This is a genomic window from Candidatus Cryosericum terrychapinii, assembly GCF_003570925.1.
Lineage (GTDB): Bacteria > Caldisericota > Caldisericia > Cryosericales > Cryosericaceae > Cryosericum > Cryosericum terrychapinii.
In genome coordinates this window covers 67,975-83,416 of the sequence record NZ_QXIS01000006.1, presented here as the reverse complement: position 1 = coordinate 83,416, position 15,442 = coordinate 67,975, and the positions used below count along the sequence as shown (strand labels likewise).

General features: G+C 57.8%; 13 protein-coding genes. 4 read left to right on the top strand and 9 right to left on the bottom strand.

Annotation, left to right across the window (positions count from 1 at the left end; translation table 11 throughout):
• From SMC7_RS01240 to SMC7_RS07315, 3 genes are all read right to left on the bottom strand, one after another.
• Positions 1-318, bottom strand: a complete 318-nt coding sequence (locus tag SMC7_RS01240; RefSeq protein ID WP_119088563.1) for an MGMT family protein — start codon at positions 316-318, stop codon at positions 1-3.
• Entirely contained in the window at positions 315-1,433 is a 1,119-nt protein-coding gene (locus SMC7_RS01235) for a radical SAM/SPASM domain-containing protein (RefSeq protein ID WP_119088562.1), read from the bottom strand. The genes SMC7_RS01240 and SMC7_RS01235 overlap by 4 nt, the downstream gene beginning before the upstream one ends.
• 85 nt (positions 1,434-1,518) lie before the next feature.
• Entirely contained in the window at positions 1,519-2,331 is an 813-nt protein-coding gene (locus SMC7_RS07315; protein WP_119088561.1) for a DUF3298 and DUF4163 domain-containing protein, read from the bottom strand.
• 180 nt (positions 2,332-2,511) lie between these two features.
• Here SMC7_RS07315 and SMC7_RS07310 point away from each other — a divergent pair, with 180 nt between their 5' ends.
• The 3 genes from SMC7_RS07310 to SMC7_RS01215 are packed head-to-tail and all read left to right on the top strand — an operon-like array spanning position 2,512 to position 5,211.
• Positions 2,512-3,249: a sulfite exporter TauE/SafE family protein gene (locus tag SMC7_RS07310; protein ID WP_165845036.1), complete on the top strand. Its 738-nt coding sequence runs from the start codon at positions 2,512-2,514 to the stop codon at positions 3,247-3,249.
• A gap of 47 nt (positions 3,250-3,296) precedes the next feature.
• Entirely contained in the window at positions 3,297-4,370 is a 1,074-nt protein-coding gene (locus SMC7_RS01220) for a PLP-dependent aminotransferase family protein (RefSeq protein WP_165845035.1), read from the top strand.
• Between the two features lie 25 nt (positions 4,371-4,395).
• On the top strand, positions 4,396-5,211 hold the full coding sequence (locus tag SMC7_RS01215; RefSeq protein WP_119088559.1) for an Fpg/Nei family DNA glycosylase: 816 nt from the start codon (positions 4,396-4,398) through the stop codon (positions 5,209-5,211).
• Between the two features lie 193 nt (positions 5,212-5,404).
• Here the strand turns inward: SMC7_RS01215 and SMC7_RS01210 are convergent, their stop codons facing one another.
• The 6 genes from SMC7_RS01210 to SMC7_RS01185 form a co-directional block, all read right to left on the bottom strand.
• Entirely contained in the window at positions 5,405-6,697 is a 1,293-nt protein-coding gene (locus tag SMC7_RS01210; protein WP_119088558.1) for a hypothetical protein, read from the bottom strand.
• A 10-nt stretch (positions 6,698-6,707) separates the two neighbouring features.
• Positions 6,708-7,934 (bottom strand): ABC transporter permease, encoded by a 1,227-nt coding sequence (locus SMC7_RS01205; protein WP_165845034.1) that lies wholly within the window; start codon positions 7,932-7,934, stop codon positions 6,708-6,710.
• Position 7,935: 1 nt separating this feature from the next.
• Positions 7,936-8,616, bottom strand: coding sequence for an ABC transporter ATP-binding protein (locus SMC7_RS01200; protein ID WP_119088630.1), 681 nt, complete (start codon positions 8,614-8,616; stop codon positions 7,936-7,938).
• A 9-nt stretch (positions 8,617-8,625) separates the two neighbouring features.
• On the bottom strand, positions 8,626-10,593 hold the full coding sequence (locus SMC7_RS01195; protein ID WP_165845033.1) for an efflux RND transporter periplasmic adaptor subunit: 1,968 nt from the start codon (positions 10,591-10,593) through the stop codon (positions 8,626-8,628).
• A gap of 136 nt (positions 10,594-10,729) precedes the next feature.
• Entirely contained in the window at positions 10,730-11,953 is a 1,224-nt protein-coding gene (locus SMC7_RS01190; protein ID WP_119088555.1) for a sensor histidine kinase, read from the bottom strand.
• Between the two features lie 3 nt (positions 11,954-11,956).
• Entirely contained in the window at positions 11,957-12,616 is a 660-nt protein-coding gene (locus SMC7_RS01185) for a response regulator transcription factor (protein WP_119088554.1), read from the bottom strand.
• Positions 12,617-12,794: 178 nt separating this feature from the next.
• Between SMC7_RS01185 and SMC7_RS01180 the strand changes: the two genes are divergently transcribed.
• Positions 12,795-15,176, top strand: a complete 2,382-nt coding sequence (locus tag SMC7_RS01180) for a lectin like domain-containing protein (protein WP_119088553.1) — start codon at positions 12,795-12,797, stop codon at positions 15,174-15,176.
• The last annotated feature ends 266 nt before the right edge of the window (positions 15,177-15,442 follow it).

Genomic DNA, 15,442 nt, shown 5'->3' with positions numbered 1-15,442 from the left:
CTAGGGTATCCAGAGATGGCGCTTCATGTCGACGCGCCCCTGCACGTCGAAGGTAACTCCCTCGCTCTCGAGCAGTGACCGCTGGACACCGGGCCCGCCAAACGTGTCCTCGGGGGACAGTTCACCCGTGACATTGATCACACGGTGACACGGCAGCCCTGATCTGACGGGCGCTGCCCGCATCGCCCAGCCCACCGTCCGGGCCGCTCCAGGACTCCCCAGGGCACGCGCGATGGCGCCATACGTTGTCACCTTGCCACGTGGTACCTTCGCCGCGATGCTCCAGACACGTTCGAAGAGAGTGTCTGTCGGCCTCATATGGATGCTTCCCGATCAGTGGCGTCTTCCTCCTCCGCATCGGGCAGCAACGACTGCACCCACTCGCGCTGTGACCACAGAGCGCAGCCTCCGCTGGTCTCGGTCAGCTTGTCATGGTTGGTGCGGATGGTGGCGAGCAGAGGCGACGCCAGCGCATCACGCAGCGGCACATTCCGGATGCTGACGTCAGAATACGGAGCGAACGGACATGGCTCCACCCGCCCTGACGGGCTGATGTGGATGAACCCGCGCCCTGCAGCCAGGCAGCCGCCGAGTGCCTCCTCGTCGCCGGGGAATGCGATGAACAAGCTACGCAACCGCTTCTGCAGCGAAGCGACGGCCGCCGCCAGCCGCGCACGCTGGGCGCTGTCCAGGACGAGCGATTCGGTTCCCTCTCGTACCGGAACATATTCGACGAAGAAGAACAGTCTGCTCCCCAGGTCGATGAGACTTCGCAGATACTGCTCGTCGAGGACCGTATCGATGTTCAGACGGGTGACCGTCAACGATGTCCCAAAGAAGACACCCGCCCTGCGCATCAGCGCGATGCCCGCCTGCGCCTGCGCGGCGACACCCTGACCCCGACGCGCGTCTGTTGCTGCTCCATATCCCTCGAGGCTGATGACGGGGACCACGTTGCGCTGCTTGCGGATCCGGCGCACCAACAGATCATCCAGGAGTGTCCCATTGGTGAACACCGGGAACACGACGTCAGGTACCTCGCGCGCAATCGTCAGCAGGTCGTCCACCCGCGTCATCGGCTCACCGCCGGCAAGCAGCATGATGCCAACACCAAGGTCATGTCCCTGCCGGACGACACTCAGGAGCTCAGTGGACGTCATGTCGGGCTCCTCCTGGCGCTGCTGAGCCTGGGCATAGCAGCCTGCGCACGCAAGGTTACAGCGGCCTGTCACGCTGATGATCATGAATGGCGGCACATGGACCCCTTCTGTTGCAAGCAGGGCGCGGCGGCGTTCTGCCATGCGCTGTGCACGTCGCATCCGCACGAAGAACGCCACGACGGAAGGATCCCACAGCGTGATGCGCACGGCATCGGAGAACAAGGCCCTGATGGCGTCGTTGAACACGTGGACGTACTCGGTTGTCTCACCCACGTCGTACTCCTGAGAACCCGCTCAGCACACAGTGCCAGCATGGACAGTTTAGGCAAAACACATGACCTGCCAAGCGCCCCGGACCTCAGTCGCCTGCTCCCAGCACCAGACTGAACGCGTCCGGCGACAGGGTGACGGCCAGCATCGGCTGGACATCCTTGGCAGGAACGTGGACTTCACGCGGACCGGCGGCATACGGACCGACCTGGTACGGGTCGAACGAGATGACCAGACCGCCAGGCTCCAGCGATACGCTCTTGAAGTTGTCCGCCACAGGCGTCGTTCCATATTCCACGAAGCTGCTCAGTGCTTCGTAGTCTGCCCCATACTGGCGCTTCAGGTCTGTCACGCAGTACTGCGAAAGCCACTGCAGACCTTGCTTCCCGTCGAGGAACAGGCCCTCGGTGTCGAGGATCTCACCATCGCTGAGCCTCGCGTTGAGGACGCGTGTGAACGACATACCATGAGCCGCACCAGCGGAGTACGTCTCGAACCGGATGCGGACACTGACGAGGTCGTTCGTCAGATAGGGAATCTCATACTCAGTGTTCAGGAAACTGCTCTGATCAACAGGCAGCTGGCCGGCCTCGGAGGGATTCTTCGCGGCCCATGCCGCGTCATCAGCTGCATTCTGCTTCAGACCCGCAATGTCCGGAAGCACTATGGCACTGATAGCCTTGTTGACCTTTTCGAGGGCGCCCGCAGGCAGCGTACTCCGAAACTGCGGATAGCCGGCTCTTATGGAGTAACGAAGTGTTTCGCCCTCCTCGTGCTTGGTCTGAACGACAATGGATGGAGGCCCGTTAACGGGTATGCTGACTGCCTTCGGCCGGCATCCTGCGCACGCCACCACCATTCCTGTTGTCAGCACGATTGCCACTGCTCTCTTCAGTCTCATGGTTCCTCCCCTCTGCTGTCATCTCACCGGACAGTGCTGATGCTCCAACACAGTATGGTTCTCCTTTGCACGCTGGCAAACGCACACAGGAGCGCTGGCTTCAGCCCGCGTCGGCAAGCCAGCCGCCGTATTCCGCGTATACTGTTCGGGTGCGCCCCGAGAGGACGCGTGGAGGAAGATGTGCCCTTTGCTCTGACTGCTGTCCTGTTTGGCCTCATCGTCCTGGCGACTCATTTCATCCAGGGGATCACCGGCTTCGGTTGTGCCGTGCTGGCCATGCCGTTCTGCATCCTCCTGACCGGCATCGACACGGCTCGCCCCGTCCTTACCGTTCTGGCCCTTGTGCTGGATGTCTACCTCCTCGTCGTCTCCTGGAAGCACGTCGACTGGCGGCAGTACCTGCGCATCCTTGCATTTGTCTTGCCCGGACTTCCTATTGGCATGATCGCCTACAACGTCCTGCCACAAACCACGCTGATGCACATCCTCGCCATCTTCATGGTCGTCGTCGGCATCCAGGGACTGGTCAGGCAGTTCCGGCCAGGCAGAGGAACACCACGACCATGGCCTGCCTGGCTTCTCAACACCCTGCTGTTCATCGGAGGCGCCATGCAGGGGGCGTTCACCTCGGGTGGTCCACCTGTCATTATCTATGCGACTCAGAAGCTGAAGGACAAAGCTTCGTTCCGCGCCACGCTGGTCGCCATCTGGACAACACTCAACGTGTTCATCATCGCAGATATTGTCTTGCGCCACAAGCTGGTCGGCGAGCCAGGGAGGCTTGTCCTGACGTCTCTTCCGTTCCTCGCGCTCGGCGCCCTGCTGGGAAACATCGCGCACCACCACATCAGCGGTGAACGCTTCACCCAGCTCATTTACGCCGTACTGCTCATCTCGGCAGTCTTCATGGTCCTGTAGGAAACATAATGAACATACCAGACAGACGTATCCAGGAGGCAAGTAACATGATTGCATTCACGAGAGGGGTTCCCGCAACAGAAGCGTTTCCGGTGGAGGCCCTGGGAGAGTGCGCCGCGTCGGCTCTCGCCAAGTACAGCTCACAGATTTTGCAATATGACTCCTTCCGGGGATTCGGCCCACTACGTGAGTTCATCGCAGCCGGCCACGGACTCCAGCCCGACCAAGTTCTGCTGAGCCAGGGAGCCCTGCAGATCGTCGATTTCATAGCCCGTTCCCTCATCACGCCGGGCACGACCGTCCTGGTCGAGCAGCCCTCGTATGACCGTGTCATCAAGGTCCTGCGCCGGGCGGGCGCCACGGTTGTCGGCGTTCCCCTGCAGGAAGACGGCATGGACCTCACCGCCTGTGAGGAACTCATCCGTGAACACCATCCCCTCATGACATACGTCATCAGCGATTTCCAGAACCCTTCGGGTACAACGATGTCGGAGGCCAAGCGCGGCGCATTCGCCGCCCTGGCAGAGCAGTACGGCATGCTCGTCCTCGAGGACCTTCCTTATCGCCGCCTGCGATATGCCGGTGACGATATTCCCACGATCCAGTCCATGATCCCACATCGTACCATCCAGTTGAGCAGCTTCAGCAAGCTGCTGTCACCCGGCCTGCGCGTCGGCCTCGCGTTTGGCCCCCAGCAGTACATGGACCGCCTCGGCAAGACCGCGCAGGATACGTACATCACCCCGTCCCTTCTGTCACAGGCCACGGTCTTCGAGTTTATCGACAGGGGCCTGTTGCCCGCTCAGATCGAGAAGTTGCACAACCTCTACCGCCCACGTTTGTCCGAGTTGCTCGCCGTGCTTGACACGGAAATGGCTGACCTGGGAACATGGGCCAGACCTGAGGGCGGTTTCTTCGTGGGCGTCACGCTCAACAAGAGTTTCAAGGCCGAAGCCCTTATCGCGAGGGGTCTGGAGAAAGGTATCCAGCTCACGAACGGGCGCGACTTCTTTGCTGACGGGAGAGGGAATACCTTCGTCCGGCTGCCGTTCTGCGCGCTAACCACCGACGAGATCGACGAAGGAGTCAGAACCCTGGCCCAAGTCGTGCGCTCGCTGTAGCAACCACCGACAGGAGGAGACCGGCATGCCCGAACTACCCGAAGTGGCCAGCCTGGCACGACAACTGGACCGGGAACTCTGCGGCAGGCGTGTGGCTGAAGTCGACGTCATCCAGCCCAGATGTCTGAACGTACGGCCCGACGAGTTCGGGCAACTGCTCGTCCATGCACGGGTGAACCGTGTGACGTCGAGAGGAAAATGGATCTTCGTGGACCTCGAGCCGGAAGCGACGCTCCTGCTCAACCTCGGCATGGGCGGGGAAGCCCTGTTCCATGACAAGGGTGAGCTCTTGCCCGGGAACCGCCAGTCAGCCATTCTCTTTGAGGACGGCAGCGCCTTCAGCCAGCACTTCTGGTGGTTCGGGTACGTCCACGCGGTCAAGACCGTCGAGCTGGCTTCCCATACCATGACAGCAGCGCTGGGTCTCGACCCGCTGGACGACGCTGAGTTCACACTAAACGCGTTCGAAAAGATACTGGAACAGAGGAAACGGAGCACGATCAAGACGGTTCTCATGGACCAGAAGAATATCGCGGGCATCGGCAACGTCTACATCCAGGACATCCTGTTCGCCGCCGGGCTGCATCCCCTGCGCAAGACCACCGACGTCACTGCATCCGAGCGTCGCGCACTCTATGCCGCGATCCGCTCACAACTTGGGCATGCACTGGAGTTGGGCGGCCTGGTATTCGAGAAGGACCTGTACAACCAGCCAGGGCGCTTCACGGAGTTCCTGGTCGGGTACCGCGAAGGCAAGCCGTGTCCCATCTGTGGAACAGTCGTCCAGAAAATAAAGACCGGCAGCACAGCGTCGTTCATCTGTCCACACTGCCAGACGTAGCAAACCGCCTGCCAGTGTGCCACCCATACCCATGAACGGCAGCCATACGCCGTGGGACGCCACGTCGTACATGCGGCTAGTTTATTTCGTCGGCCACGACACACCTGTCAAGGATGCGGATTACGCGCTCGGCCCGCCACCACGAGGCAGATCGAGAGGCACTCGCCCAGCGCCTCTCGATGTATGCAGCGTATCAGGAGGTCACCGGCGCAGGAATGTCGACCGGCATGGTAGTCGTGTTGCCAGCCTCATCGATTGCAATGATCATCCCCTTGATGCCGGTCCTGTTGACCATCATGAGACCAGTATCACCCACGGCCAGCCGTGTATGAAGTGAATTGTCACCGTCTCTCACGAAATACGCCTCATCCAAGTCATCCTCCGTAATGGAAATGTTCAACGTGAGCAATCGTGTGAAGAACGCAGATTGCTGCATGGTCCAGGTGATAACCGGAGCCTTCGTGTCAACAGGAGGATTTCCCTCTTGTGTCCCGGAACCCGACGCCGGCGCCTGAGGAGGAACCATTACAAGCGTGGTCTCCTTGCTTGAATAGACCTTCACATACTCGGTGTCGGAGAGAGTGGATACGCTTTGGGCCGTTTTGAAGATGAGGTAGATGTACAACTCTGTACTAGCCGGGATATTGTGCGGCAGGTTCAGGACGAGTTGGCGCAGGTCGGTCCCTGCCTCGCTGGTGTCGTAGACAGTGCTGGACAGAATGGTTGTGGTGAACGGAACGGTACTGACAAGCGGATAAGATGAATAGAGCAGCTGAAGCTTGACAGTGCCGGCCACCGCCCACAGTTTCGAAAGCCCCTCTGACAACCGAATCGTCATGGTGTCCTCCTGGTCCGGATACACCGGCCCACCTAGAAGGTCGACACCGACCGGATCATGTCCCGTCAATGCACCATTGCGACCTGTCTTGATGCGGATTCTGACCCCGGTCATCTGAAAATGTTCGACAACCTTCTCCAGGCTGAGCGGGGTCAGCTGTGTCAGCGTCGTGACCGAATAGTAGCTCGATATCAACGTCATTCCGCTCACCGGGTGTTCGAGCGTTATCTGGTAATGGCCGGCAGTCCGCGGATTCTGGATCAGTGCACCGGCCATGATGACCGCAACGTGCCCTGTGCCAGCCACAAGATCAACCGGGGCACTTACCTTCAACTTGTTGCCGGACCACTCAACACCAGACGTCGAAGATGCACCGTCGAATAGGATGTCCGACGAAGAAGGATTGCCGTCCTTCGCGCGGGCCACTTCTGTGTCAAACGTCAGGGTGAGCAAATCACCTTTGTGAATCGTCGTTGCAGCAGAAAACGTCAGGGTATACTGGGGCACATCACCTGGATAGTTGTTGGTAACCGCCACGTTGAGATACTGACTTGCGGCCTGCACCATCGGTGCCCTGATGGCAGCCGTCGCCATACCAGCCATGGCGAGTGCCACAATGAGAGCAATAGCTGTTGTCTCTCTTTTCATAGACTGCCTCCTATTCATACCGCAATGCGTCGACGGGTTTCATCCGGGCTGCTGTGCGAGCCGGGTAGACTCCGAAGAAGACTCCGACAGCAATGGAGAAACCGACAGCAAGAAGGATTGAGGAACCAGTTATCTCTGTCGTCGTAAATCGGGAAACAATGAAATCCGAGCCAAGAACGCTGACGACAATCCCCAATACGCCTCCAGCTATGCTCAACAGCGAGGATTCAATAAGGAACTGGACGAGAATATCGCGTTCACGGGCTCCAAGTGCCTTACGTATGCCTATCTCACGAGTTCGTTCCGTTACGGAAACGAGCATGATATTCATGATACCGATACCGCCGACCAGGAGAGAGAGACCTCCAATAGCCGCAAGTAACGCTGTCAATATCGTCATGGCCGATGTCACCATATCTGTCAGGGCTGCGACATCCTGAATCGTGAAGTCCACTTTCTTGTGTTTGCGTGTCAGGATATCCGTAATCTCAGTCGTGACTGCTGAACTCTGAGTAGGGTCGACGCACTTGATCGTCGTTCGTTGAATAACATTGTGGACGACACCGAACGACTTCTCTCCGACTGAGAACGGCAGGACGATTGCAGTATCAACAGAGTTTCCCAGTGACTCACCTTTTGCCGCAGCGACGCCAACAACCTTGTAACTCGTACCGTTTATCCGGATCGGCTGCCCCACTGCAGATTCATTTGGAAACAGGGTCGTCTGGACAGTATTGCCAATGACAACATTGCGCGTCCGGTTATCAACATCGCCATCAGAGATCATGCGTCCATCGGCAATCGTTACACTCTCGACCTCAAAATACGTGGGTGTCGCGAAGATCCCGGTGCCTGACATGGTGGTGTCCCCGTTCTTGATCGTAATATTGGTCTGGTTCGTCGGTGATACGACAATTGGGTAGGTTACTCTTGCCTCGATATACGTCAGGTCTTCCGCCGTGATTTTGGCGCCGGCTGATGCTCCTTCCCTGTTACCTCCTCCCAAGCCACCACCACCCATCAGGACATTCGACCTGGCACCAGCTGTCAGGTAGAGATTGCCGGAACCGGAACTCTGCATTCTGCTGAGGATGCTCTGCTTTGCTCCACTGCCGACTGCCATGAGCATGACAACGGCGGCAATACCGATGATGATTCCCAGCATGGTAAGAAACGAGCGCATTTTCGCTGCGAAGATCGCCCGCGTTGCATTCCGAAAACTATCCCTAAGGTCCATTCTAGTTCCTGTCATCGGCCACGACGCGGCCGTCCTGGATGCGAATCACGCGTTCCGCCTGTGCCCCGATAGTGTCGTCGTGAGTGACGTAGATAATCGTCTTCCCGCCTGCGTGCAACTCCTTCATGATGTCTATGATTTCGCGGGCCCCCTTGGAGTTGAGGTTGCCGGTTGGCTCGTCGGCAAGAATAACCGGTGGATCCATCATCAGGGCCCGAGCAATAGCCACACGCTGTTGTTCTCCACCCGACATCTCAACGGGGCGATTGCTCATGCGATCCTTGAGTCCAATACGCTCCAGCAGTTCACGAGCGCGAGCTCGTTCATTTCTTCCGCTCATCGCATGTGTGGAATAGGTACATGGAAGAAGAACATTCTCCAGAGCACTCAGCTGCGACAGCAAGTTGTAAGACTGAAACACGAATCCTATGTCTCGATTGCGAATACGGGCAAGATCATTCGATCGGAGCTTGGAAACATCATGGTCCTCGAGACGGTACGCACCAGAGGTCGGGGTGTCCAGACATCCGAGAATATGCATCAGTGTCGATTTCCCCGAACCGGACGGTCCCATGATGGCAACAAATTCATGTTCGCCGATGCCAAAAGATACGCCGGCAAGAGCATCGATCGTGATGCTACCGATCGTATAGACCTTGCGGATATCGCTGAATTCGATCAGGTTCATGGATTAGTTGCCACCTTGTCGACCCGTTCCGCCCGGTATTCTTACACCAGGAATGCCGAATCCACCTGCTCCAGTCTCCGTGGTCGTCGTTGACGACGAGGTTGTAACCGTTGTGCTCGCCGTTCGCAGCACACGATCTCCCTCTTTCAGTCCAGACTTGATTTCGACGTACTCGTCGCCTTCAATACCCGTTTTGACCTCTGTCTTCGTCATTGTGGTCGTCCTGTCCGCTCCGACTGATACGAGCGTTACGTACGTCTTGCCGTTGTCTGTCAAGACCGCCTCAATGGGGACCGCGAGAACCCCTTTCGCGACTGACACGGTGATCGCTGCATCCACCGACATCCCGTCTACCAGGGTGGACGGAGAGTCGGTCATCTGGATCTTGATTGGATACGCGCTCACACTGTTAGAGGTTGTGCCAAGTGAATGCGATACATAGGAGACCTTGCCGGCGAACGTCTTGCCGGCGTATTCGTCGATCGTCGCAGAAGCATCCTGGCCAGTTTTCACATTGAGGATGTCCACCTCGTCTACGTACGCCGAGACGTACCAGCCAGTGACGTCCGAGAGTGTCGCAACACTGGTTCCAACGGTAGCGGTATCTCCGACCGCGACGTTCAGGGCGGTAATCGTGCCTGCCAGTGGAGCGGTGATGACATAGTTGTCCGCCAGCTCCTTCGTCTGATTGAGCGTGATGAGAGCTTGCTTCTTCGCTTCTTCGCTCGACTGGACTTGGAGTTCAGCCTTGCGCTGAGTCTCGGGGAACGCTGCAAGGTTCGCCTGTGCTGTCACGACAGACGCTTTTGCCTGTTCTACATTGGCTTCCAGCAGTTTCACGTTGTCTGCCTTGCCGGCAATGGTCTTCTGACCTGCCACCAGGTTCGCCTGTGCTGTTGCCAGTGCTCGCTCGGCCTTGGTCACCGCGAGCTGGGCAGCAGAGAGAGTGTCATCGTCTGCCAACGAGGTCGCGGTCGTCTGGTAGTTGGCTTCGGCATTGATGAGCGCCATCTGAGCACTCTCCACGGCCATGGCCTGTGCGTCGATATCGCTCTGCGATGCCTTGTTGTCCGTGCTGGCATTCTTCAGATTGTCCTCCGCCTGGTCCAGCGAGGTCTGAGCCTGGTCGACCTGGTTTTGCAGGAGAGTAAGTCTGTCATCAGTCGTTGCGGAACTCTGCGCCGCTTCCTTGAGGCTCACTTGGGCTGAGAGGAGGCTGGACTTCGCCTGATTCACCTGATTCTGCAGCGTTGTAAGCTGCGCCTCGGTGACGTCCTGCGCCTTCAGGGTCACCAGCTTTGTCTGGGCCATGCTGAGGTTGAATTCCGCCTGTTTCACCGAGAAGTCCGCCTGCTCCAGCTGCAACTCCGTGGTGTCATTGTCCTGAAGCTTCTTCAGGCTCTTCTGAGCAGTAGCAAGGTTCTCCTGCGCATCACTCACCTGGTTCTGCAAATTGGCTATTGTCTGCGTGTCGGCGTCTGTGTCCGTGCCGTTCTTCAGGCTGATCTGGGCTGACAGCAGCTGGGTCTGCGCCTGTGTGACAGCGTTTTCCAGCTGAGTCTTGGCTGCCGCCAGATCTGTCGTTTGGGCAGTCTCAAGGCTGATCATTGTGGTGCGGTACCGCGACTCGGCAGCGGCCAGGTCAGCCTCGTAGTCTGTCGAATCGATGCGAGCGATGACCTCTCCCGCAGCAACCTCGTCGCCCTCGTTCTTGGTGACAGCGATGATAGTACCTCCAGCTTTGGCCGACAGTGTCACGGTACGCAAAGGGTGGATCGTGCCCGAAACCGTCGTCGTCGTGGCGACGTCCTTTTTCGCCACGACATACACAGACGACACTCCGGCCTTCCTCGCTGCGAATGCTGCGGCTGTTTTCTTGGCAGCCAGCACCTTCAGTCCTACCACGACGATCGCCGCAACAACAATCAGCGACACAACGGAGACAATGACTCGTCGACTCTTTTTGCTCATGTTTCCTCCAGTGGGCGCCTGCGCCCACATCTATTGACCAATGCGCTCACTGCGCACCGTGACCGCGCTGGGTTCGTCCTGCACTGTAATAGCCAAGGTTTAAGGATAGATTAAGAACCACGTCCCGTCCCGGCGATCAGGCAAATCTGACAATGAAGTCCGTGCCCGCTTCAACGCTGCTGGTGACGGATACATGCCATCCATGAAGATCCGCAATCTTCTTCACAATCGCCAGTCCAAGCCCGAATCCGCGTTGGGTACGCGACGAATCTACCTGATAGAACGGTTCGAACACATGTGACAGGCCTTCAGGAGCAATGAACCCGCGAGAATTCCCGACGTGCAGACCGGTTGCATCCAGCGCAACGCTCACCGTGCCGCCCGGCTCATTGAACTTGACGGCGTTTTCGATGAGGTTGTTGACGAGTTGGCGCAGCAGGAGGCTGTCTCCCTCGACAATCACTGCTTCGCTGGTCGTCACCTGCATCGTCAGTTCACGCTCTTTGCAGTTTTCCATATTCTGGCTGGCTACTGCTGTCACGAGTGCTGTCAGGTCAACTTGTCCGAGGTCGACCTTCGCCCTGTCCAGCTGGGCAACCTCAAGCAGTCGCTCAACGAGGAGCGACGCGTATTTCACCTGTCCTTTGGCAGCCGTGATGCCCTGCTCATATTCCCGCGTCTTCATGGCAACATCAAGGGACGACGAAATACTGGCGAGAGGCGTGCGTAACTCGTGGCTGGCATCCTGTGTGAACTGTTCCAGACGCGCCTGCGATTCATGCACTGGTTGCAGTGTGTGCCGGGAGAAACGCAGGCCGAGAACGTAAGATAGAGCACCCATCAGGACTGTGACGACCAGCAGTTCCAGGGTCTTCCACCCGAATTCGTGCGGCCCCTGTCGTACGTGTCCCGCGAATTGCACGAATCCAACGATGCTCCCTTCTCTATACATGGGGCGGGTCACCACTGAATAGGAATCGCCGCCCATCTTGGGTGGAGCAAAGGGATCGGCGTGCCCGGACGCGGAACCGGCAAACATCTCTCCTTGATAGAGAACGGTCCCATCCGACGCAAGGATTCGCACGAACGGACGCACAGATGGGTTGAGGCCCTGTCCAGCCGTCGCCGGGTTCGCAGAAACCTGGCTATCCGACAAAATCTGGTCGACCTGTACATTGAGTCCGTGCATCATGCGGTAGTAGAAAATGACCGTATCACAGGTCATGAGAATGAGACCGCTTGCTAGAATGAGGACACATACGAGGCGGGTGAAGTTCATGGCTAGTCGCTGCTCCAAGCTGAACCGGACCAGAAATCGCTGGCGCATCTCTCGATATCGTTCCCGTATTGGATGTCTCATGGTCTACGATCCCACCATGTATCCCTTCCCCGGCACAGTCGTGATAACCGACTTTCCGAGCTTTCGGCGGAGGTAGGCGACATGGACGTCGACTGTCTGAGAGAACATGAGTTCATCGTATTCACCCCAGACCAGCTCAATGATCTCCAGGCGCGACTTGGCGATGCCGCGGTTGAGCGCAAGGAATTCCAGCAGCGCAAACTCGCGTGGTGCAAGTGCCACCAGCTTGCCGTCCTTGCGTACCTCGTGCGTATTGGTGTCGACCGAGATGTCGCCTAGCTCTATGACCGGGCTGCGTGTCTCGGCTCCGCGACGCAGCAGCGCGCGCATGCGCGCGAGTAGCTCCTCGAGGTCGAACGGCTTGGTGAGGTAGTCGTCAGCACCGCTGTCCAGACCGGCCACGGCGTTCTGGTGGCCGACTCGCGCCGTCAGCATGAGAACGGGCATGCTCCGCCCGGCTTGCCGCAGCTGCCGGCACACTTCCAGCCCGTCCATGCGCGGGAGGTTGAGGTCGAGAACGACGAGGGCATACTCCTCGGTTAGTCCCTGGCGCAGCCCCGCCTCGCCGTCAAAAGCAAGGTCGACACTGTAGGACTCTGTCTCCAGGTACCGCCTGATGTTCTGGGCGAAATCCTGCTGGTCCTCAACGACAAGAATGTGCATTCGTTTCTCCTCTCATGCCTGTCATTGTACCAGCATGCCCTAAGAACGGATTAAGATGGAGATGTCTTTTCAATTGGAGCCGTGACAGGCTGGACGCAACATATTCCGCCAAGTATGGCAAGAAACGGCTGTTGCTGTAGTCTATAGTGAAGAATTGAAGCACCAGGAGGCACGGAGAATGAAAAGATGGCGGCGCTGGTCAATGGTCGCATTGATGATCGCGACAATAGTTCTACAGGGTTCTGGTAGAGGGGTCGATGCTGATGTCGTACAGTCGCAACTGGCAGCACCAAGCCCGGAGTTTCTTCGTTACAGCACTTCAGCACAAATTAAGGGTGGCGTGGAAAGCCTTGAACTAGTCCCATCGCCAGTCGACAGGAGCCATCTGGACGGCGAGCATATCAATTCGCTGGGCAGCGACACGCCTTTGCCCACAAGCTATGACCTGCGCACCGATGGTCGCGTGACTGCAGTGAGAACCCAAGGTTCCAGTAGTGCATGCTGGACATTTGCGACATACGGATCACTGGAATCCACCATGCTTCCGGCCAGGACAATGGACTTCTCTGAAAACAATCTGAAGAACGCGTCCGGCTTCGACTATGGTGCCAACAGCGGGGGCAATGGCGACATGTCCACGGCATACCTGGTACGCTGGAGTGGCCCAATTGCCGAAGCAGACGACCCATACGACCAGAAATCAACGACATCACCGGCAAATCTGAATCCGATAGGACACGTTCAGAACGTCATGATCCTTCCAAGGCGACCTGGGCCACTCGACACGGCCGATATCAAGCGTGCCATTGTCGACTATGGAGCCGTCGCCGGATCAATGTACTGGGCAGGAAACCAGCGTACAGACACGACGTACTACAAACTGAACACCAGCGCTTACTACTATTCTGGATCTGATGGGATCAATCATAGTGTCACTGTCGTGGGATGGAACGATGCGTTCCCTGTATCAAACTTCAGCACGCCACCTTCGGGCGATGGAGCCTGGATCGTGAAAAACAGTTGGGGGATAGAGTGGGGGCAGAGTGGATACTTCTTCATTTCCTACTATGACTCTGTTCTGTTCAAGAATGGTTCCGCGTACTGTTTTCAGGCGGCCGAGCCGACAACCAACTACGCGCATGTGTACCAGTATGATCCACTGGGCCACACGAGTTCTGTCGGCTATGGTGCGACCACTGCATGGGAAGCGAATGTGTTCGTGGCGGCAGATACCGAGAACGTAAGTGCGGTCGGGTTCTATACGTTGGACGCGAACTGCTCCTACGAGGCGACAGTGTACAGTTCGTGGCATGGGTCCGAATTTAGTAAACCCTCGTCGTCGACTACGGGGACGATACCGTCTCCAGGTTACCATACGGTGGTCCTTCCTTCTTTCGGTGCGTCGGTGACAAGCGGACAAACGTTCGGTGTTGTCATCAAGTTGACGACCACGAATGATCTTTACCCAATTGCGCTTGAAAAACCTATTGCCGGGTACTCGATGGGAGCGACCGCGAGTACCGGCCAAAGCTACATGAGCCCCGATGGCGTATCCTGGACCGACGTCGCAGGCGAGTATGCGAATACTAACGTCTGCGTGAAAGCCTATACGGTTGCACCACCTGCAAAGGCAACGCTTACCTGGCAGGCGAGTCCAGCAGAAACGGGGTTTGTTTCTGCAAGTCCGCCTTCCGTAGACAACACATATTATGTTGGCACGGTCGTCACGCTTATTGCTGCGCCGGCACTCGGATGGAAGTTCGCGGGTTGGATTGGCGCGACGCCGGACGCAGACGATCCACTCAAAGCCACAGCCACCATGGACGCCGACAAAACCGTTACTGCGACCTTTCAACTCAATCCGCCGCCTGCTGTTGCACTCTCATCACCCGCCAACGGTGCTACCGTGAGTACGTCGACGGCCATGCTCTCCTGGAACTCAGCATCCGGTGCCATCAGCTACAATGTAGCCCTTGACACGTCGAGCAGCTTCACTACTCCCGTCACCTGGAACGTGTCCACGACCTCCCAAACGACCAGCACACTGGTTGAGAATACGACGTACTACTGGCGCGTCGCGTCCGTGAACGCTGGCGGGTCCTCCCCATGGAGCCCCGTGTTCAGCTTCACGACGAGAAAGCCACAGGTCACGCTGACTCTGACGCTACAACTGGGGGATACCAGGATGCTGGTGAGCGGCAGCGATGGGACAAGTGACACGGTGACGCTGGATGCCGCCCCAGTGCTGGGGACCGGGGACCGGACACTGGTGCCCGTACGAGCCATGGCGGAGGCCATGGGAGGTACGGTCGGCTGGGATCCTGTCACCAAGACAGCGACCGTCACCGTCGGGAGCAATATGCTGGAGCTGACATTGGGGAAAAACACCGCCCTGTTCAATGGGACAGCGACACCGATCGACACGGACCCCAAGGTGCTTCCCATGATCATCAACGGGCGGACCATGCTCCCGCTCCGGTTTGTCGTTGAGTCACTGGGTGCAGAAGTCTCTTACGACCGGGCGACGGAAACTATCACCATCATCTACGCGAAGTCTTAAACGGGCCCTCGAATGCCGGCACCTGACGGCTACATACTATCAGGCGCCTTCTGTTGCATCACGGCAAGACAGTCGTCCTGCTTTTTGGCATTCAGTCTGTCTACGCCACCCCCGCCCGTGCGAAGCTGAAGTAGTTCTGGCGGGCATGGCCCACGATGACGTAGTCGAGGACGCGGATGTGCTTCAGGGTCTGTGTGATCCTTCTATAAATCTTTCTCCCACGGATCTCCTCGATACTGAGATTCCTTTTATCAAAGATTTTTGAA